Below are 18,834 nucleotides of genomic sequence, written 5' to 3' on the forward strand. Positions count from 1 at the left end.
AATTTTCTGCTAATTAAGGGATAAATTTTAGCGGGTAGAGTGGCTCCACTGCACATCAGCATCAACAGGAGGAACCATGAATCAGCGCGAGTTTATTCGGAGTTTGCTGGACTGGATTGAGAACAACTTAGGACACGATCTGCATCTGGATGAGGTGGCGCGCCGCTCGGGCTATTCGCGCTGGCATCTGCAACGGCTGTTTCGCCAGCATACCGGCTTTTCACTGGCAGAGTATATCCGTCAGCGCCGTTTAACCGAGTCTGCGCTCACGTTGCTGAGCAGCAACGAAGCGATACTGCAGGTGGCGATGAACTATGGCTTTGATACCCAGCAGGCCTATACCCGCACGTTTAAAAACTACTTTATGGTGACGCCTGGCCAGTTGCGCCGTCAGCGTCGCGTCGAGCCGGATCGGCTGCTATTCCCTCTGGCGATGGCCAGCTGATGCCTGATAAGACCTTCCCGTCACAGCCTGCGGACGGGAAGGTCGGCCCGCGCTTTGCGCTTCTCTCCACGTGTTCTTCGCCTCGCCTTTTTTTGCCCATCAGCCACAGTGACCCCGCCCGAACGTGTTAGTTTGTTGCCAGCATCCCTTTACTGTCGGAGTCGGGAAACATGGAAAACGGCGCGAATTTAACCGCCATGTTGGTATTTGCACGGGTTGTGGAATTACAGAGTTTCAGTGAGGCGGCACGCGCACTCGGCTTGTCCAAATCCCATGTCAGCCGGGAGATCGCCCGTCTGGAGCTGCGGCTCGGTATCCGGCTGCTGCAACGCACCACCCGGCGGCTGGCGCTGACCGAGCTGGGCCAGGCGTACTATCCCTACTGTGTGCGGATGCTGGCCGAAGTGCAGCGCGCCGAAGCCTTTGTGCAGCAGGTGCATCAGCAGCCCGCCGGCCATGTCAGGCTGCAGGCACCCGTCACGTTCGGCTGCCAGTGCATAGTCCCTGTTCTTAATCGCTTTCTGCGTCGGCATCTGCATATCAATGTCGATCTTGATCTGACCGATCGCAGTCACGTTCGGCTGGATGATCAGGCGGATCTGGCGATTGTGATCCGATCCCGATCGCCACAGCAGGGCAATTTTCGGGTACTGAGCGAAATCGAGTGGGGGCTCTATGCCGCGCCCGCCTACCTGGCGCAGCGACCCGCCATCACGCATCCTGAGATGCTGCCACGCCACGACCTGCTGATGTTTCATGGTCCGGCGCACACCGCCGCACTGCCGTTCCGCCGTGATAAACAGCGGCTGGCACTGGATGTACGTAGCCGTTTTCGCGCCAATAACAGCATGGCGCTGCTCAATGCGGCACTGGCAGGGAGCGGCATCGCCTATCTGCCCTCCTACATGGCCCAGGAGGCGATGGCGCGCGGGGATATTCAGCAACTGCTGCCGGAGTGGCAGATGGATCGTCTGCAAAGCTATCTGCTGCTGCACGACACGCCCGAACCGGCGTCGCCCGTGACGCTGCTGTGCGATGCCCTGGTTGCGGCGCTGAATACAGGCTGATTGTTGCCTGCTGACAACAATCAGCGCCACAGAGTAACTATCCCGCCGCGACTGTTGTTACTCCGCTACGCCGGTTAGCCTGTATCCCTGATTACTCACCGGATATCATCATGCAACAGTCACCCGAAACTGCAGAGTTTCAGCACTGGCGACGTAACTTAGGGGTCTGCGTCGTCGGCTCTTTTACCACTATCGTGGCGATGACGCTGCTGCTGCCGTTTCTGCCGCTCTATGTGCAGCAACTCGGCGTTGAGCAGCCCGCCGCTATCGCCCGCTGGTCCGGCCTTGCCTACGGCGCGACCTTTTTCAGCGCCGCACTGACTGCGCCGTTGTGGGGCAGGCTGGCTGACCGCTATGGTCGTAAGCTGATGCTGATTCGGGCCAGTCTCGGGATGGCGATTGCGATGTCGCTGATTGGCATGGCGACCGCGCCGTGGCAACTGGTGGCGCTGCGCCTGCTGGCGGGGCTGCTGGGCGGCTACGCATCGGGATCGACCATTCTGGTGGCGGCGCAAACGCCGAAAGCGCAGACCGGCTGGGCGCTGGGGGTGTTGTCTTCTGGCATTATGGCCGGCAACGTGGTCGGACCGCTGCTGGGCGGTGTGCTACCGCCACTGATCGGGATTCGTCAGACTTTCTGGCTGACCGGCGCCGTGATTTTTCTCGCCTTCCTCGCCACCACCTTTTTACTCAAAGAGCAGCCACGTGCTCCCGCGACATCGCGCGCCAGCCAGCAACCGCATTCTGAAGCCGGGCCGGTTAATCACAGCCTGATACGGCTGATGTGGCTCTCTGGCATGTTGCTGATCTTCGCCAGCATGTCGATTGAGCCGATTATTACGCTTTACGTGGGCGAGTTTGTGCAGGGCGACCACCAGATCACCCTGATCGCCGGACTGGTGATGTCCGCGGCGGCGCTGGGCACGGTCCTGGCGGCACCACGACTGGGTCGGCTGGCCGATCGGGTAGGGCACTGGCGGGTGCTGACCGGCGGTTTAGTCGTTAGCGGGCTGCTGCTGATACCCCAGGCATTTATCACGGCGGCCTGGCAACTGGTGCTGCTGCGTTTTCTTATGGGGATGGCGCTGGGCGGGTTGATGCCGTGCATCACGGCGATTATTCGTCATAACGTGCCGGGTTCACAGGTTGGGCGGATGCTGGGATATTCGACATCGGCACAATATATCGGCCAGGTCAGCGGCCCGCTGTTCGGTGGACTGGTGGGCGGTGCATTCGGGATGCGGCCGGTGTTTCTGGCAACCTGCGTGGTGATGCTGTTTTGCGCCTGGCTCAACTGGCGTGGCATGAAAAAGTAGTGCGATCAAAAAAGGCGGACCGGAGTCCGCCTTAGTTTATTCACAGCTGCGTGAATTACTTCTGGTCTGGCAGCGCGTAGGCAATCACATAATCGCCCAGCCTGGTACCAAACGAGCCGTGACCCCCTGCCGCGATGACAACGTACTGCTTGCCATCCACTTCATAGGTCATTGGTGTCGCCTGGCCGCCTGCTGGCAGACGTGCCTGCCATAACAGTTCGCCGGTATCAGTGCTGAAAGCACGCAGGTAGTTATCTGCGGTCGCACCAATGAAGAACACCTTACCTGCGGTGGTGATAGGACCACCCAGCATCGGCATACCCATTTTGAACGGCAGCGGAACCGGTGCGCTATCGCGAACGGTACCGATACGCTGTTTCCACACCACGTTGTTGGTCTTCAGATCCACCGCGGAGATGTAACCCCAGGCAGGCTGTTTGCATGGCAGACCAAACGGTGACAGGAACGGGTTCAGCTCGACGCCATACGGCACGCCATACTGAGGCTGAATACCGGTTTCAGTACCTGAACCACCTTCAGCGCCTTTCGGCGGCTCAATCGGGTTGCCTGGGCCACGTGGAATCAGCTTAGAGACAAACGGCAGCGCCATTGGGTTAGCAATCGCGATCTGACGATGAGGATCGACTGCGATGCCGCCCCATTCGAACATACCGAGGTTACCCGGGAACACCAGCGTACCCTGCTCAGATGGCGGAGTGAACGGACCTTCATAGCGCAGGCGCTTGAAGATCACGCGGCACACCAGCTGGTCAAACATCGTCGCGCCCCACATATCCTTGTCCGTGAGATTCTGTTTCGGACGGAAGGTCAGCTCAGAGTAGGGCTGAGTGGCGGCAACGTGATCGCCTTTAGCAGCACCCTGTGGCACTGGCGTTTCCGGCGCAGGCACGACTGGCTTGCCGGTACGGCGATCCAGTACAAAGATGTTGCCGGTTTTCGCTGGCGCGTAGACAACCGGTACGGTGTTGCCATCTTTGTCGGTGATGTCAGCCAGCGTCGGCTGCGACGGCAGGTCCATATCCCACAGATCGTGATGCACAGTCTGATAAGACCAGACCAGCTTACCGGTGGTGGCGTTCAGGGCCAGCACGCTGCTCGCATAACGCTCCTGCTCTGGTGTGCGGTTACCGCCCCAGATATCCGGGGTGCTCACGCCCATCGGCAGGTAAACGGTATCCAGTTTCGGATCGTAAACTGCCGGTGCCCATGAGTTCGGAGAGTTCATGGTGAAGGTGTGTTCATCAGCCGGAATGGCATTAGGATCTTTTGCGCCTGGATCAAATACCCACAGCAGTTTGCCGGTATTCACATCAAAGCCACGAATCACGCCTGACGGCTCGCGGGTTGAGTAGTTATCGGTAACCGCACCCGCCATCACGATGGTGGTGTTAGTAATCACCGGCGGTGAGGTCGGCTCATACTGACCCGCAGTGGTGACAGGCTGTTTGTGTTGCAGATCCAGCTCGCCGTTGACGCCAAATGCCGGGCAGCGTTCGCCGGTCTCTGCGTCCAGTGCAAACAGACGACCATCGTTGACCGGCAGATAGATACGACGTGAACACAGCGCAGGCTGAGTGTTCGCTGCATCGGCGGCTGCCGGCACTTCGTGGTAAGAAACACCGCGACAGGTCACGTGCTGGAAGGTCGGGTTGACCTTCATGCCCGGATCAAATTTCCACTTCTGCTTACCGGTGGCCGCATCCAGTGCAAACAGGATCTGGTGTGGCGAACAGAGATAAAGCGTGTCGCGGATTTTAATCGGCGTGACTTCGTCGGTAATTTCACCCGGATCGTTAGGGGTTTTCATGTCGCCAGTCTGGAACTGCCAGGCAACCTGCAACTCTTTCACGTTCTGATGATTAATCTGCTTCAGCGGAGAGAAACGGGTTCCCTGCTGATCACGTGCATAAGCGGGCCAGTCAGCGTCCGGGATGTTGCTCAGCGGCGCAGCCTGCGGGGCGTTGTCAGCGGTTTCTGGTACTGACCCGTTGATGACCTGCGGATCGTTGAATACCGCATAGGCCAGCACAATGGCACTGGCAATCAGCGCCACAGCCATGGTACCCAGCGCGGCTTTGCTGCCCGCATTGAAGCTGCGATAGACAAACGGCAGGATCAGCCAGACACCGAAGATCACCAGCACATCGGTGCGTGGTGCCAGTGCCCAGAAGTCGGTGCCCACTTCCCATACACCCCAGATCAGGGTGCCGATCAGCAGCAACGCATAGAGAACCAGCGCAGTGCTTTTACGACGGGAAAGCAGATAAGCGGTGATAAGCATCACCACACCGCCAAAAACGTAATACCAGGAACCACCAATGGCGGCTAACCAGCCACCGCCAATCAGCATAAACGCGCCCGTCAGCACTGCGAACAGCACCGTCAGGAAACGAATTACGCCAAAAGATGAGGAGTTTTTCCCCATAATATCGACCTCGTTTCGTTGCCATAAAACACACGAAAACAACCAGATAGGCTGTTTCCAGTTATCAAGTACAAATGATTAGGGTGTTCTGAAGTATCTCTTCCGTTAAGACAGACGATCCCTTTGTGTTAAATGTTATAGCAAAATCAGATCGAGGTTTGATTTTTTTGGCTTAAACCGCTTAACAACTGGAATAAAACGACATTTTATGGGGGATTAAAGGACGTTAAGCGCACCGCCGTGTGCCCTTAACGCCGGAAGGCAGGATTTGTGAATCAGCAGCTAATAAGATCGCCGTCCGAGCGTTGCTGTTGCCAGCCGCTGATATTTATCTCAGCAAACTGCTCAGCGGTTAAGGGCGGCGTATGACTTCGTACGATTACCTCTGCCCCTTTTTCACGAAACGTCGCCATAAAAAAGGGAAAGGTAAACTTCTCATAATTATCATTAAAGAAAGATTCGGTTAAAACAATTCCTGAAAAAGGAAATGATTCCAGCAGTCGCCAGTCTGCACCCGGCGGCGCAAAATCATAAAGCCAGAAATCAAATTTCTTTGTTAATTCAAGCAGTGACGTACTGTGTGCTGCCAGACTGGAATAATTAATTCCAATCCGGACACGCGCATTTTGTAAATGCGTATAGGCATCCGGAACCGCGATCATTCCCCGTAATCGAATATCTTCCACCGGCACAACCATTAATGCTGCTTCAGTAGCAATTTGATTGTGTAATGAAATAATGTTGTTTGTATTAAGTATATTGCCGCTATCCTGGTTTTGCTGAAGATAAGGCACGCTATAGCAAATGCCAGTGACATTACGCTTAACGTGATGGATTGGTTCAGTAACATAGGGGTTATATAAACTGTTTTTCATTATCTCTATGAAATTCAATAGAAAGGATTTGTTGTTAATTAAGCATATAAAAAGTCGCATTTTTCTAAACGCGTGAATAAATATAGATCACATGCTTAATCCAAATCATCCTTTTGTTGCCTGAGAAAGTAAATAAACCTGTTAGCAAAGAAACGATAATTCCTTTGGCGTCTGATGATGTGCTGGAATATATTCAATAGTCGGGACCAATAGGCTGGTAATAATCATGAGGGGTCTGACGCGCCTCGGCCGGACAGGGACGCTGCTTATCGCGCAGGGAGGCTGCGCTGGAGCCGCAGGCCTTCTGCTCGCATCCGGTCTGCTATCGTGAAGCCGACAATCACCACACCAATAACACCGCGCAACGACGCGGGTTTCCTCACCTGATTTGGGATAAGACATGGGATTTATGGCATCGGCGGCGGAAGAGTCGCTGTGGCGACATCGGACATTTGTCGCCTTCTGGGTGGCGCGTACCTGCTCATCATTTGGTTTTCAGATGTTCTCGGTCGCAATCAGCTGGCAGATCTATGCGCTGACCAACAGCGCAATGGCGTTAGGGATGATTGGCTTAATGCAGTTTCTGCCGTCGGTGTTGCTGGCGCTGCCAGCGGGTCATCTGGCGGATCAATATGACCGGCGGCGGATCGTGCTGTTGGGTCAGCTGGTGGAATTTGCCGCACTGCTGGCATTAGTGGTGCTTACCTTATTCCATACCCCCGATAAGACCGCCTTGTGGGGGCTGGTGTTTATGATTGCAGTGGCGAAAGCGCTGGAGTGGCCTGCGATGTCTTCGATGCTGCCGTCGCTGGTGCCGCCTTCGATTCTGGCGCGTGCGATGGCGATGAACTCCGTGGGCGGTCAGGCAGCGGTTATCGTTGGGCCGACGATTGGCGGGCTGCTTTATGTCGCCGGGCCGCATGTGGTGTATGGCGTTTCCGGGCTATTTTATCTGGTTTCGCTGACGCTGGTGAGTCTGCTGCGTTATGAACGCCCGGTGCAGGCTCGTCTGCCGATGAATATGAAGAATCTGTTTGCCGGGATTCACTTTATCCGTGAGCGTAAAGATGTACTTGGGGTAATTTCGCTCGATCTGTTTGCGGTGCTTTTGGGCGGTGCAACGGCGCTGCTGCCGATTTTTGCCAAAGATATTCTGCATACCGGGCCCTGGGGGTTGGGGATGTTGCGCGGGGCGCCGTCGGTAGGAGCATTGCTGGTGGGCATCTGGCTGAGCCGCCACAAGCTGGAGAAGCATGTCGGGATGATTATGTTTGGCTCGGTGGCGGGCTTTGGCGTTGCCACGCTGGTGTTCGCGCTTTCCACGCAATTGTGGCTGTCGCTAGTGGCGCTCTGTGCGCTGGGTGGCTTTGATATGGTGAGTATGGTGATCCGGGGTGCGCTGGTGCAGCTGGATACGCCGGACACCATGCGCGGTCGGGTGAATGCGGTTAACGCGATTTTCATTAATACGTCGAATCAACTGGGCGAGTTTGAGTCGGGGTTGCTGGCTGCCTGGATGGGTGCGGCACCGGCGGCGGCGATTGGCGGCATCGGTACGCTGGTAGTGGTGGCGCTTTGGATGAAGTTGTTTCCGCATCTGCGACGGCGTCAGAAGCTGGAGAATGAGGTGGATCCGGTTTGAACAACCGAGGTTGGTGAGGCAGATGCGGTTGTAGAATTGAGTGCAGTCTCAGGGAGCCTATGCCTTGCGCAAAGACGCAAAAGCGCCATCCATTCGCTGTGAGTATGTAAGTTGCCTCTGACTGAGACGCAAACCGGACGAACGCAAAGCTCCGGAACGCCTTTCAAAACGTTCCTGATTTACACGAAAACGCGTTCCTTGCTATAACTTATCTCTCATCGGCAGGCCTGTGGCCTCCTCAGTCAGCTTAAGCGCTTATAGAGGGTTCCGTTATGAATCAGACTCACTCCATTCCGGAAATTTATAATCCTGATGTGCCGTATTCAGTAAAGTGCGAGATCGTGGCGCAGCTGTGCCGGGCGCTGGCTTCCCATAAAAACATCCCGGTTAGCGCCCTGAGAAAATATCTTCTGGAAAAAACTCACGTTGATTTCGAAAATCTGGAGGATAACCCGGTAGGAATGCTGCTGCTGTATGAGTACCTTCACTGCCAGCGCCCCTCGGTCTGCGCCCGGAATGAAAAAAACCTTCATTAAGCGCTGCCTCCAGCAGGGGGCCATTTAATCAAATACGCCTTCGGAGAAGAGGGCTGGAGAAGGGGCGGTTGAGTTGTCGCTGGCAACGGTTTCCCGAGCCAGCTCAACCTCAATATTGTCACTGGCCCGAAGGCCAGTACAGGAAGTTACCAGTCATACTGCCATTAAAATCCTGGGGTCAGAGGGGGAGGCCGACCCGCAGGCTGGGGCCATCAGGCCCCGGTTTTTCCCAGGTTGGCGTCAAATGTTAGCCAGCTTTCACGCATGTCCACTACGCTGCGGGTTTTACGAGCCTCATCGATTTTAATTGCCGTGAGGCCCGCTTCCAGCGCGTCCACTACTGAAACTTTCAGCGGTGTTCCCTGTTTAATATGTTTAACGATCTCTTCAGCCATCAACGCATCTGCGCCGTAATGGCCATCATACGCATTGCCGCTGTAGGCGGTATCGACCTCTTTCTCGCCGCTGCGCGCGTTGTGTACGCGGAAGTAGTTGCGCACGAAGTCGCCTTCCGCCATGCCGTCGGTGCCCATGACACAGAAACGGCGGAACTCATCCGGCACATTCAGATTGGCGTGGAAGGCCAGCGTCGCGCCGCCTTCGTACTCAATCAGGGCAGTCTGGTAGTCGACAATATCGGCATCGCTGTCGAACACCGCATCGGTGCTCGACCAGCCGCTGGGCTTCACGTGATAAAGTTCTGAGTCAGCGGTGATAGCTCCCTGCGGCGCATGAGCGGGAGTAAAGGATTTCCGGCCACCAAAGCTGGCGACGCGGATCGGGCGCTCCTGCAACAGGCCCTGATAGAGATCGATGTCGTGACAGCATTTTTCCAGAATGTACGGGCCGGCATATTTCTCCAGACGGCGCCAGTCGCGCTGAAAGAATGCGCCGTGATAAGGCTTGATATGTTCTGTCGCCTCAATCGAGGTGATCTCACCCAACTGACCCGCATCGCGTGCCGCCAGCAAATCATGATAGAGCGGGGAATAGCGCAGTACCAGGCCGACCAGAATGCGCGCTTCGCCATACTGACGCACCAGCTTCGCCATCTCCATGGTCTGCTCTTCATTGATCACCACCGGCTTTTCGGTAAACACCGTGTAACCCGCCGCCAGCGCCTGACCCACATGCTCCAGATGCAGGAAGTTGGGTGAGCCAACCAGCACGACATCCATTCCGCCATGTTCCAGCAGAGCATCGATTGACGCAAAGGCCTGGCCGGGCGCGATACCAAAGCTGTGCAGATTAGGCAGTCCGGCGGGTGCCGGATCGTAATAACCCACTACCGAGAAGGCGTCGTCGGCTTTGCTGAACTCTTTGATCACGTGGGACAGTCGAAAGCCGAGACCGATAATGCCTACTTTCATGTTAAACCCCTGCTCCTGAAATCGCATGATGCATAGCCCGCCTGTGATCGGGCGCGCCTGTTGATAATCTGACCACCAACTTATTACGACAGAAAAACTAATGTCAATAACGCACTGCGCGTTTTGCGAGGGGTTTTTTGTTATGATGATGTAAAATAACAAGAAAATTCAGATATGATTTTGCTATATTTATTTGTTATTGCGATTTAAGTTTTTTTATCCTATCGTTCGCTCATTATGGCTATAACCCTTAATCAGGGAAGGAAGCGCGTGCAACCACACTATCTTCTGGGCATTGATGGCGGCGGTACACAGTGTCGCGCGCGGTTAACCGACCTGCAGGGTCGCATCCTGGCTGAAGCCACCGGCGGGCCTGCCAACGTCTGGTCAGACTATGACGCGGCACTGACCTGCGTCGGGCAGCTGATCGAACGGGTATTGTCACAGGCGGGATTAGCCCCGGAGGCGCTGACGCAAACCGCGCTGGTGGCCGGATTAGCCGGTGCGAACGTCACCTCGGTACAGGCGCGGCTCGCCAGCTGGCAACCTGCCTGCGCGGCGTTACAGGTGGTCAGCGATGTGGAGATCGCCTGTGCGGGCGCCCATGGCGGCGCACCTGGCGCCGTCTTTATTATCGGCACCGGCAGTCAGGGAGCCGCGTGGGATGGCGAACAGTTTACGCTGCTTGGCGGCTGGGGCTTTGCCTTGTCTGACCAGGGATCGGGCGCTGAGCTGGGCCGTCGTGCGCTGCGGCTGGCGCTGCTGGCCCATGAAGCGATTATTACCCCGAGCGCTCTTACCCGGCAGCTGATGGCGCAGTTCGACCACGGCCCGGAAACCATGCTGCTCTGGACGCGCTCAGCGACGCCTGCAGACTGGGCTCGCGTGGTGCCACAGATTTTTGCGGCCGCCGACGCGGGCGATGGTCATGCACAGGATCTGCTGCATCAGACCGCAGCCGATATCGGCCTGATGGTCCGCCGTCTGACTGCCCTGAGCAGCGGACCCGTGGCGCTGATGGGGGGACTAGCCACGCCGATTCAGCGCTGGCTGGATGACGATATTCAGGCCCGGCTGGTGACGCCGCAGGGCGATGCCCTGAGCGGGGCGCTGATACTGGCGCAGCAGCTGACGCCTGCCCGATTACCGATCTGAAGCTGGCTGAGTATCCTCAGCCAGATAACCCGAGGAATTTATGACCGCTCCCAACGTAACCGCGCGCATTCTGCGGTTGATTGTTGAAAATGCGCCGATCAGCCAGTCAGACCTGAAAGTTCGTAGCGGACTGAGCATGTCGACCGTGTCGCAGGCGACTAATCGCCTGCTGGCGCAGGAAATCGTGCAGGAGCTGGGGCTGCGTCGCGTGTCGATGGGGCGGCCAAAAACGCTGCTTGGGCTCAATCCCGATCGCGCCAGCGTGATTGGCATTCAGCTCAATGCGGAACGCAACCTGATCGTCATGACCGATCTCAGCGGCAATCTGCTGGGCGAGCAGCAGATGCCGAAAGGCACGCTGACGCCGCGCCAGCTCGGCGATGCGCTGGCGAAATTCCTGCGCGGTGTTGAGGAGAAGCGGGTGGGCGCCATTGGCCTGGCCCTGTCGGGACTGGTCGATGCCGAAAACGGCTACTGTATCCGATCCAAAGTGCTCGACTGGGACAACGTCCCGATTGCGCGCCTGCTGGAAGAGCGTTTTTCGCTGCCGGTGTTTATCGAGAATGACGCCAACGCCATGGCAATGGCGGCGCTGGTGTTTGGTCAGCTCGGCAACGCGCAGTCGGCGGTGATCGCCACCTACGGCAAAGGGATCGGGGCGGGCATCATCCTGAATCGTCAGCTCTACCGCGGTCGTCACGGCAAGGCGGGGGAGATTGGCAACGGGCTGGTGGGCGACGGCTCACTGCGTCTGCTGGAAGATGTCGCCTCATCGCGCGCCATTCTGCAACGGCTTGCTGAGCAGGAACCGGTGGAAGGCCTCACGTTGCAGGCGCTGGATCAGCGGCCAACACCCGAGGTGCTGGCGGTGCTGGAAGAGGCAGGACGCGAGCTGGGAATTTCACTGGCGAACCTGTCGGTGGCTTACGATCCGGATGTGGTTTATCTGGCGATGGAGCCGCACATGGCGTCACGCATTCTGCTCGATCACATCACCCAGAGCTTCCAGGCCTACCGGCTTAAACTGACGCCGCACATGACGCCGCTGCAGTTCCTGACTGAATCGAACCGCATGTGGGCGCTGGGCGCGGCGGGTTTTGCTGTCAACCGGCTGCTTGATCTGCTGGCGGCGCAGGCCGATGAAGAGCCGGTTACCTGAGTTATCCCTCGAATAAAAACGGGCGCCACGGCGCCCGTTTTTGTTTCCGCGCTTCCCTTAGCGCAGGCGCATCCCCTGATCATCAAACAGCAGGCAGTGTGCGGCAGAAAAGCCCAGTTCAACCTGGGTTCCCAGATCGCGCGTGGTTGCTTCACGCTCTTCCACCACCAGCATCTCTTCACGCCCGATATCCAGGTAGAGATAGTTGGTGTGGCCCAGCATTTCGCCATAGGCCAGCTCGCCGTGAAAGCGCAATGCCTCCGGCGTCTGCGCGGCAGGCTGGAAATGCTCGGGACGAATTCCCAGCGTCACGGTTTGCCCCTCGCGGCAGTCGGCGGCGATTTTCAGCACCAGCCCCTCAATCTTCAGTTCCGGCACCCGCAGCTGCACTTCACCCTTGCCCGTGGCGCTGATTTCCGCCCGCAGGAAGTTCATTTTTGGCGAGCCGATAAAGCCGGCGACAAACAGGTTATCCGGGTCGTGATAGAGCGTCAGCGGTGCGCCGACCTGCTCAATGCGGCCCTGACGCAGCACGACGATGCGGTCAGCCAGCGTCATCGCTTCCAGCTGATCGTGGGTGACATAAATCATGGTATTGCCGAGCGAGGCGTGCAGCCGCGCAATCTCAATCCGCATCTGCAAACGCAGCTCGGCATCGAGGTTAGAGAGCGGCTCATCGAACAGGAAGATACGCGGATGACGGATAATTGCCCGGCCAATCGCCACGCGCTGCCGTTGTCCGCCAGAGAGCGCGCGCGGCAGGCGGTCGAGCAGTTCGGTGAGATGCAGGCGGGCGGCCGTCCGGGCAATCGCCTCGTTGATCTCCGCTTTGGACTTTTTCATTACCTCAAGCGGATAGGCCAGGTTGCCGCGCACCGTCATGTTGGGGTAGAGCGCATAAGACTGAAACACCATAGCAATGCCGCGCTCGGTGGCGGGCTGCTGCGTCATGTCCTGCTCCTCAATCAGCAACTGACCGCTGCTGATCTCCTCCAGCCCGGCGATCATCCGCAGCAGTGTCGATTTGCCGCAGCCGGATGGCCCGACAAACACCACAAATTCGCCGCTGTTGATCGTCAGATCGATGCCATGAATGACATTAACGTGTTCATAAGACTTCTTCACATTCTGCAAGCGCAGGCTGGTCATCGGCTACCTCACTCAGAGTAACTGGCCCATGTAGATGGCATTGCTGCGCAGGATTGGGGTGAACCCCATGCGCTGATAAAAGGCACAGACCTGCTCATTCTGCAGGCTGACGCCAAGATGGACACCAGTGACACCGGCAGCGCGCAGCGCCGCCAGCTCATGCTCAATCATCCGGCGACCCCAGCCGCCTTTCTGTGCCGGGGGTAGCAGGTTGATATGCAGATGAGCGGGCCACTGCGTCACCAGCGTGTCAGCGGCCTGGTCAGGATGGCGTATTGCGTCGAGCACTTTGCTGTCGAGCGGCGCGCTGGCGCTGCGATCACGATATTTCTCCTGCAGCTGCGGCCACCATTCGGCCTGTAGCTGCGCTTCAAACGCGCGGGTATCGGGCGCGGCGACCACATAACCCTGCACCTCACCGTCCCGCTCCAGCACAAAAGCAAAGTCAGGCGCGAAACGCGCATAAGGCACAGCAAAACGCTGGCCGGGATAGTCAGGATCGGAATAGAGCGCGCGGGCATCGCCACCTGCATCGGCTGTTTCCAGGCAGATGCGGTAGAGCGCCGGGTAGTCCGCCGGGGTGGCCGGACGAATGACACCTTGATTCGCCATGGTGAATTCTCGTGAGTGAGTGAATCGGTCAGGGATTGAACAGATCCGCAGATAAAAGTTACGTTAATGAAAGTGGACTTAGTTTTCAAGATAGAATAATTACCTTATCTCACTAACACGGGCGCTTCGGCAATGTTTACCGGCATCGGGATGCACAACTGTGATCGCCAACACGCCCGGATCGTGGCGGCTGGCAGCAGATTCACGGCCAGTGAAAGGGGAAAAGTGTGAGCGTGATAGGATTTTCGTATGTTTTATCAGGACGTTATTTTGCAATGATTGCACTGGCATCTCCTGCTGCAGAAAAAGTAGCTGGCGACGCACCGCCACGGTTAATCGCGTAAATGCCAGCGCAGTGTGCTGAATTTCACGCCATGTCGCTGTTTATTTGCGCGTGCTCACAGCGTTGCAATTCCCCGCGCAGGCTGTTTGACTTTATTTTTTTATTAAAGTAAGTATGAGTGAGTGCGTTTGTGTGCGGCTGCAGCCTGCAGGATGTCAGGCGGTGAGATGAAAGGATGCCGATCCTGGTCTGAAGAAGGTGAGCATAATGTCTGTTTCCTCCGTTCGTTCGTTCCGAATTCGCAATGTGGGTCGGCTGCTGGCAGCGGGCCTGCTGGCGGGCAGCGTCTCGCATGCCGCCCACGCCGCCGTTACCCTGAATGAGTGGGATATCTACAACTACCCGGAGCAGACTGCCGCGGTAGATGAAGGGATTAAAGAGTTTTCCCAGCAGAATCCCGGCATTGTGATTAACCGCTCGGTTCACTCCTTTGAAGATACCCGTATTCCCCTGAAGCTGGCGCTGACCGCCGGTGATGGCCCGCAGATCGCTCAGGTCAACCAGGGCGGCGGCGATATGGGCTCGCTGGTTAAAGATAAGCTGCTGCTGCCGCTCGACAGCTACGCCGCCAGCAACGGCTGGACCACACGCTTCCCGGACTCGATTCTGAAACGTAACCGCTGGTCAGACAGCGGCGAGTTTGGCAGCGGCAAACTCTATGGCGTCGCCAGCCTGGGCGAGATGGTCGGGCTCTATTACAACAAAGCGCTGCTGGATAAAGCAGGTATTGCCGTGCCGAAAACGCTGGCTGAGCTGGAAAGCGCGATGGCGAAACTGAAGCAGCAGGGCACCGCACCGATGATGCTCGGTCTGCTGGATGGCAACATGGGCCAGCAGCTGCTCAGCACCCTGTGGCAGGCGCAGATTGAGAGCCACGACCGCAAGACGCTGGATAATCTGATTTACGATGTGGGCGGCACCTTCAAAGACAGCAAGCTGGTCAATGCCGCCTCTATGATGAAGAGCTGGACCGACAAAGGGTACTTCTTCCCTGGCTTCCAGGGCATCGGTCACGACGATGCGGCGACGCTGTTCCAGAACGGCCAGGCTGCGTTCCTGGTCAGCGGCACCTGGTATCTCGGCCAGTTTAAAGACAACAAAGATATTCACTTTGCCGCGATGCCTGCCGGTGAAGGCGTGAAGCAACCGCTGATGGTGGGCGGTACCGATCTGGCGTTCTCCATCACCAGCACTGCCAAAGGCAAAGACCAGCAGGAAGGTGCGGCGAAGTTCATCAACTATATGGTCTCTGATGCCATGGCGAACCGCTGGCTGAAGGTGGGCTTCCTGCCTGCCAGCACCAACAAAGCGGCGAAAATGCCAGCGGACAATCCGCTGCTGGCCGAGGCGTATCAGGTCTGGCTGACGCTCAATGATTACGACGGTTTAGGTCACTACGTGGACTGGGCGACACCCACCATGAACGCCGAGCTGAATCAGAACGTTCAACTGCTGCTGGCAGGCCGTCAGACACCCGATCAGATGGTAGTTAATTTTGATAACAACTATCAGCGTTACCTGAAAACACTGAAGCATTAAGCCGGAGGCCCGGCGAACAGCCGGGCCTGAGCCTCGTTCTGAACCACGAGTAGAGTTATGTTGAATTTAAGTGGCTGGCGTAATTTTCTCTATGTTCTGCCTGCGGTGCTGGTCTATGCGGTGTTTCTGCTGTTCCCGCTACTGGCCTCGCTGGGCATCAGTTTTACCGAATGGGACGGCACCTCGCTGCCGGTGTTTAGCGGCGTCAGCAACTATCTGCGGATGTTCAGCGATCCGGTGTTCTGGATTGCACTGGGCAATAACGCCATCCTGATGCTGTTCTATACCCTGTTGCCGATTGGCGTCGGCCTGCTGCTCTGCAGCTTTCTGTATGACACGCGCAACAACAGCGAACGCAGCGTGCTGCGCATTCTCTTTTTCCTGCCCTACATCATGCCGATGGCGGTGCTGGGCGTGGTGTGGCGCTGGCTCTATAACCCGGCGTTTGGTCCGATCGACCAGATATTACGCGCAATCGGATTGCCCCAGCTGGCGCTCTCCTGGCTGGGTGATTTTACCTGGGCGCTGCCCGCCGTGGGTCTGGTCGCCACCTGGTACTTCTTCGGCTTCTGTCTGGTGCTGTTTATGGCGGGCCTGCAGCGCATGGATCCGTCACTGCTGGAAGCGGCCGATCTCGATGGCTCGTCGCGTCGCCAGAAGTTTATGCGCATTACGCTGCCAGGCCTGCGACCCGAGCTGCGGATTGCCCTGCTGCTGACGGTGATCGCCAGTCTGAAAGCCTTTGACCTGGTCTATGTGATGACGCAGGGCGGCCCGGGCACCTCCACCATGGTGACCAACATCTTTATGTATAAGCAGGGCTTTGATCTGCACTACTTTGGCTACGCCTCGTCGGTAGCGGTGTTCAGCATGGTCATTGTTTTAGGGATTAACTATCTGATCCATCTGGCCTTAAAGGAGCGTTACTGATGCGAAGCACGCCGGTGATTTCACGCGCGCTGATCTGGATCGTGGCGCTGATGACGATTCTGCCGTTCCTGATGGCGCTGATGACGTCGTTCAAAACCCAGATGGAGCTGTTTCAGGGGGTCTTCACGCTGCCCGCCTCGCTGAATTTCAAAAACTACCTGACCGCGTGGCAACAGGGCCACTTCAACGTCTACTTCCTCAACTCGGTGCTGGTGGTGATTCCGGTGGTGCTGTTCAGCGTGCTGCTGGGCATTCTGGCCGGGTTCGGTTTCGCGTGGCTGAAAATCCCTGGTAAAAAAGTCATCGGAGCGATGCTGGCGCTGGGGATGGTATTGCCGAGTGAAGCCTTTATCATTCCGCTCTATCACGAGCTGCGCTGGATGGGGCTGACCAACACCTATCTGGCGCTGATCCTGCCGCAAATTGCCCTGTCGCTGCCCTTTACCACGCTGATGATCGCCAGTGCTTTCCAGCAGGTGCCGAAAGAACTGGTGGAAGCGGCGGTAATGGATGGGGCATCGCGGGTCAAAATTCTGTGGGGCATTCTGGTGCCCGCTATCTGGCCGACCCTCTCAACGCTGGGGCTGCTGCTGTTTATCTGGACCTGGAATGAGTTCCTGATCCCGCTGATTCTGGTCAACAAGGATGAGTTACGCACACTGCCAATTGGCATGATGTTTTTCCAGAACAAAAACACCATCGACATTCCGGTGCTGATGGCGGGCGCGATGATTGTGATTATGCCGCTGATCGTGGTGTTCCTGATTTTCCAGCGCAAGTTCATCAGCGGCGTCACCGAAGGGGCCGTGAAGTAATCTGTGATAGCCCGCACGAAACGGCGCACTGGCGGCCAGACAAAGGTTTGCCGCGCCGTATCGTGCTGCAATTCCTCCTCCTCAATCCTGCGGGAGACGCATGATGCACCTTTCCCTTGCTGATTTTCACCCTGTCGCCGATGGCGAAACCCCGGACACGGCCGTGCTGCAACGCGCTATGGATCAGATTGCGGCGGCGGGTGGTGGCCGTCTGACCCTGCCTGCCGGGCGTTATCGCAGCGGCTGCCTGAATCTGCCCTCTGATTTTGAACTCCATCTTGAAGCGGGCGCGGTGCTGATCGCCAGTCAGCGGCTGGCTGATTACCAGGCGGTACAGGCGCTGAGCTGTGCTGAGAAGTCCCACAATGTGCTGCTCTATGCGCTGGGCCAGCGCAATATCACCATCAGCGGCACCGGCCGTATAGACGGTGACGGTGAAGCCTGGTTTGCCGCTGAGCGTGACGAGCAGGGCTATCGCCTGCCGCGTGCGGACCGGCCGCGGATCATTGTGTTTGAAGATTGTGAGCAGGTAACGCTGACCGCTTTTACCATCGTGCAGGCGCCGATGTGGACGGTGCATCTGGTGAGCTGTCGCCATGTGCATATCGACCACCTCACCATCGACAATGCCATGACCATGCCGAATACCGATGCGCTCGATATCGACAGCTGCGAAGCGGTGTTTGTCAGCAATAGCTATCTCAGTGCCGCCGATGATGCCATCTGCATCAAAACCACCCATAAACCGGCCGCGCTGCGGCGTCCGGCGCGGCAGATTATGATCACCAACTGCCTGCTGCGTAGCTACAGCTGCGCCTTTAAAATCGGCACTGAAACCTGGGATGATGTGGAAGATGTCACGGTGACCGGCTGCACCATTTTTGATTCCAACCGTGGCATTGGCATTCTGTCGCGTGACGGCGGCGCGATGCGGCGTCTGCTGTTCAGTAATCTGACTTTTGCCTGTCACCATGCGCCGCTCTGTCACTGGGGAAAAGCCGATCCGCTGCATATTTCGGTGCGCAGGCGCGATCCCGCCATTACGCCCGGCATCGTAGAGCAGGTGCAGTTCAGTAACGTTACGGGCGTGGCGGAAGGGGCGATTAACCTGCATGCCGCAGAACCGGGCTGGATACGCGATGTGGTCATCAGCCAGCTGCAAATGCGGCAGATCGTGGCACCGGTTGCACAGGGACACTATGACGTACGGCCGCCCTGTAATCCGGACTCCCCGACCGGCATGGGGCTGGATAACGCCTACAAACTTGACCCGAAAACCGGCGAAGCTTTTGGCGTAGAGCGCTATCCCGGCGGGCTGCCGGGCCTGTTTGCACGCGGGGTGGAGAACCTGCAACTGCACAGCCTGGCGATAGTACGGCCGGAACCGTTACCGCCAGGCTGGCACCCCGAGTGCGTGGTGCAGTTGCCGGACTAA

At 57.3% G+C, this 18,834-nt stretch carries 16 protein-coding genes; 10 read left to right on the forward strand and 6 right to left on the reverse strand.

The window, feature by feature from the left end:
* Window positions 1-76 precede the first annotated feature (76 nt).
* The 3 genes from HFD95_RS12990 to HFD95_RS13000 all read left to right on the forward strand — a co-directional run bounded on the left by HFD95_RS12990 (window position 77) and on the right by HFD95_RS13000 (window position 2,828).
* Entirely contained in the window at window positions 77-445 is a 369-nt protein-coding gene (locus tag HFD95_RS12990; RefSeq protein WP_009092546.1) for a helix-turn-helix domain-containing protein, read from the forward strand.
* A gap of 170 nt (window positions 446-615) precedes the next feature.
* Entirely contained in the window at window positions 616-1,512 is an 897-nt protein-coding gene (locus tag HFD95_RS12995) for a LysR family transcriptional regulator (protein WP_061901844.1), read from the forward strand.
* Between the two features lie 110 nt (window positions 1,513-1,622).
* A complete protein-coding gene (locus HFD95_RS13000; RefSeq protein WP_033759578.1) occupies window positions 1,623-2,828 on the forward strand; it encodes an MFS transporter in 1,206 nt (401 codons plus the stop codon).
* 55 nt (window positions 2,829-2,883) lie between these two features.
* On the opposite strand, the gene HFD95_RS13005 is transcribed toward HFD95_RS13000, so the two are convergent.
* Together HFD95_RS13005 and HFD95_RS13010 are read right to left on the reverse strand one after the other, a co-directional pair.
* Entirely contained in the window at window positions 2,884-5,274 is a 2,391-nt protein-coding gene (locus HFD95_RS13005; protein ID WP_010252065.1) for a glucose/quinate/shikimate family membrane-bound PQQ-dependent dehydrogenase, read from the reverse strand.
* A 275-nt stretch (window positions 5,275-5,549) separates the two neighbouring features.
* The gene (locus HFD95_RS13010; RefSeq protein ID WP_029519503.1) at window positions 5,550-6,149 is read right to left on the reverse strand and encodes a hypothetical protein; all 600 of its coding nucleotides are present in this window, start codon (window positions 6,147-6,149) and stop codon (window positions 5,550-5,552) included.
* Window positions 6,150-6,549: 400 nt separating this feature from the next.
* Between HFD95_RS13010 and HFD95_RS13015 the strand changes: the two genes are divergently transcribed.
* On the forward strand, window positions 6,550-7,791 hold the full coding sequence (locus HFD95_RS13015) for an MFS transporter (RefSeq protein WP_010252060.1): 1,242 nt from the start codon (window positions 6,550-6,552) through the stop codon (window positions 7,789-7,791).
* 323 nt (window positions 7,792-8,114) lie between these two features.
* Here HFD95_RS13015 and HFD95_RS13020 read toward each other — a convergent pair whose 3' ends face one another.
* Window positions 8,115-8,324 (reverse strand): hypothetical protein, encoded by a 210-nt coding sequence (locus HFD95_RS13020; protein ID WP_010252057.1) that lies wholly within the window; start codon window positions 8,322-8,324, stop codon window positions 8,115-8,117.
* Between the two features lie 215 nt (window positions 8,325-8,539).
* A complete protein-coding gene (locus HFD95_RS13025; protein ID WP_010252054.1) occupies window positions 8,540-9,697 on the reverse strand; it encodes a Gfo/Idh/MocA family protein in 1,158 nt (385 codons plus the stop codon).
* Between the two features lie 270 nt (window positions 9,698-9,967).
* Here HFD95_RS13025 and HFD95_RS13030 point away from each other — a divergent pair, with 270 nt between their 5' ends.
* Complete coding sequence (locus tag HFD95_RS13030) at window positions 9,968-10,852, forward strand: BadF/BadG/BcrA/BcrD ATPase family protein (RefSeq protein ID WP_061901843.1); 885 nt, start codon at window positions 9,968-9,970, stop codon at window positions 10,850-10,852.
* A 40-nt stretch (window positions 10,853-10,892) separates the two neighbouring features.
* On the forward strand, window positions 10,893-12,011 hold the full coding sequence (locus HFD95_RS13035; protein ID WP_010252050.1) for an ROK family transcriptional regulator: 1,119 nt from the start codon (window positions 10,893-10,895) through the stop codon (window positions 12,009-12,011).
* A 57-nt stretch (window positions 12,012-12,068) separates the two neighbouring features.
* Here HFD95_RS13035 and HFD95_RS13040 read toward each other — a convergent pair whose 3' ends face one another.
* Both HFD95_RS13040 and HFD95_RS13045 read right to left on the reverse strand, forming a co-directional pair.
* Complete coding sequence (locus HFD95_RS13040; protein WP_157353499.1) at window positions 12,069-13,160, reverse strand: ABC transporter ATP-binding protein; 1,092 nt, start codon at window positions 13,158-13,160, stop codon at window positions 12,069-12,071.
* Between the two features lie 12 nt (window positions 13,161-13,172).
* Complete coding sequence (locus tag HFD95_RS13045; protein ID WP_064690592.1) at window positions 13,173-13,772, reverse strand: GNAT family N-acetyltransferase; 600 nt, start codon at window positions 13,770-13,772, stop codon at window positions 13,173-13,175.
* A 550-nt stretch (window positions 13,773-14,322) separates the two neighbouring features.
* Here HFD95_RS13045 and HFD95_RS13050 point away from each other — a divergent pair.
* From HFD95_RS13050 to HFD95_RS13065, 4 genes are all read left to right on the forward strand, one after another.
* The gene (locus HFD95_RS13050) at window positions 14,323-15,654 is read left to right on the forward strand and encodes an extracellular solute-binding protein (protein WP_010252044.1); all 1,332 of its coding nucleotides are present in this window, start codon (window positions 14,323-14,325) and stop codon (window positions 15,652-15,654) included.
* 57 nt (window positions 15,655-15,711) lie between these two features.
* Window positions 15,712-16,584 carry a carbohydrate ABC transporter permease gene (locus HFD95_RS13055; RefSeq protein ID WP_010252041.1) on the forward strand — a complete coding sequence of 291 codons (873 nt, stop codon included), beginning with the start codon at window positions 15,712-15,714 and terminating at the stop codon, window positions 16,582-16,584.
* Window positions 16,584-17,399 (forward strand): carbohydrate ABC transporter permease, encoded by an 816-nt coding sequence (locus HFD95_RS13060; protein WP_010252038.1) that lies wholly within the window; start codon window positions 16,584-16,586, stop codon window positions 17,397-17,399. Before HFD95_RS13055 ends, HFD95_RS13060 begins: the two co-directional genes overlap by 1 nt.
* A gap of 103 nt (window positions 17,400-17,502) precedes the next feature.
* A complete protein-coding gene (locus HFD95_RS13065) occupies window positions 17,503-18,834 on the forward strand; it encodes a glycoside hydrolase family 28 protein (RefSeq protein ID WP_167430380.1) in 1,332 nt (443 codons plus the stop codon).

The organism is Pantoea sp. EKM10T (assembly GCF_011800685.1).
Lineage (GTDB): Bacteria > Pseudomonadota > Gammaproteobacteria > Enterobacterales > Enterobacteriaceae > Pantoea > Pantoea agglomerans.

What these genes read in the sequence shown, in the direction of transcription:
- HFD95_RS13040 (WP_157353499.1), bottom strand. Translation starts at nt 13,160, where the DNA reads ATGACCAGCCTGCGCTTGCAGAATGTGAAGAAGTCTTATGAACACGTT.
- HFD95_RS13060 (WP_010252038.1), top strand. Translation starts at nt 16,584, where the DNA reads ATGCGAAGCACGCCGGTGATTTCACGCGCGCTGATCTGGATCGTGGCG.
- HFD95_RS12995 (WP_061901844.1), top strand. Translation starts at nt 616, where the DNA reads ATGGAAAACGGCGCGAATTTAACCGCCATGTTGGTATTTGCACGGGTT.
- HFD95_RS12990 (WP_009092546.1), top strand. Translation starts at nt 77, where the DNA reads ATGAATCAGCGCGAGTTTATTCGGAGTTTGCTGGACTGGATTGAGAAC.
- HFD95_RS13015 (WP_010252060.1), top strand. Translation starts at nt 6,550, where the DNA reads ATGGGATTTATGGCATCGGCGGCGGAAGAGTCGCTGTGGCGACATCGG.
- HFD95_RS13050 (WP_010252044.1), top strand. Translation starts at nt 14,323, where the DNA reads ATGTCTGTTTCCTCCGTTCGTTCGTTCCGAATTCGCAATGTGGGTCGG.
- HFD95_RS13000 (WP_033759578.1), top strand. Translation starts at nt 1,623, where the DNA reads ATGCAACAGTCACCCGAAACTGCAGAGTTTCAGCACTGGCGACGTAAC.
- HFD95_RS13035 (WP_010252050.1), top strand. Translation starts at nt 10,893, where the DNA reads ATGACCGCTCCCAACGTAACCGCGCGCATTCTGCGGTTGATTGTTGAA.
- HFD95_RS13065 (WP_167430380.1), top strand. Translation starts at nt 17,503, where the DNA reads ATGCACCTTTCCCTTGCTGATTTTCACCCTGTCGCCGATGGCGAAACC.
- HFD95_RS13005 (WP_010252065.1), bottom strand. Translation starts at nt 5,274, where the DNA reads ATGGGGAAAAACTCCTCATCTTTTGGCGTAATTCGTTTCCTGACGGTG.
- HFD95_RS13025 (WP_010252054.1), bottom strand. Translation starts at nt 9,697, where the DNA reads ATGAAAGTAGGCATTATCGGTCTCGGCTTTCGACTGTCCCACGTGATC.
- HFD95_RS13055 (WP_010252041.1), top strand. Translation starts at nt 15,712, where the DNA reads ATGTTGAATTTAAGTGGCTGGCGTAATTTTCTCTATGTTCTGCCTGCG.
- HFD95_RS13020 (WP_010252057.1), bottom strand. Translation starts at nt 8,324, where the DNA reads ATGAAGGTTTTTTTCATTCCGGGCGCAGACCGAGGGGCGCTGGCAGTG.
- HFD95_RS13045 (WP_064690592.1), bottom strand. Translation starts at nt 13,772, where the DNA reads ATGGCGAATCAAGGTGTCATTCGTCCGGCCACCCCGGCGGACTACCCG.
- HFD95_RS13010 (WP_029519503.1), bottom strand. Translation starts at nt 6,149, where the DNA reads ATGAAAAACAGTTTATATAACCCCTATGTTACTGAACCAATCCATCAC.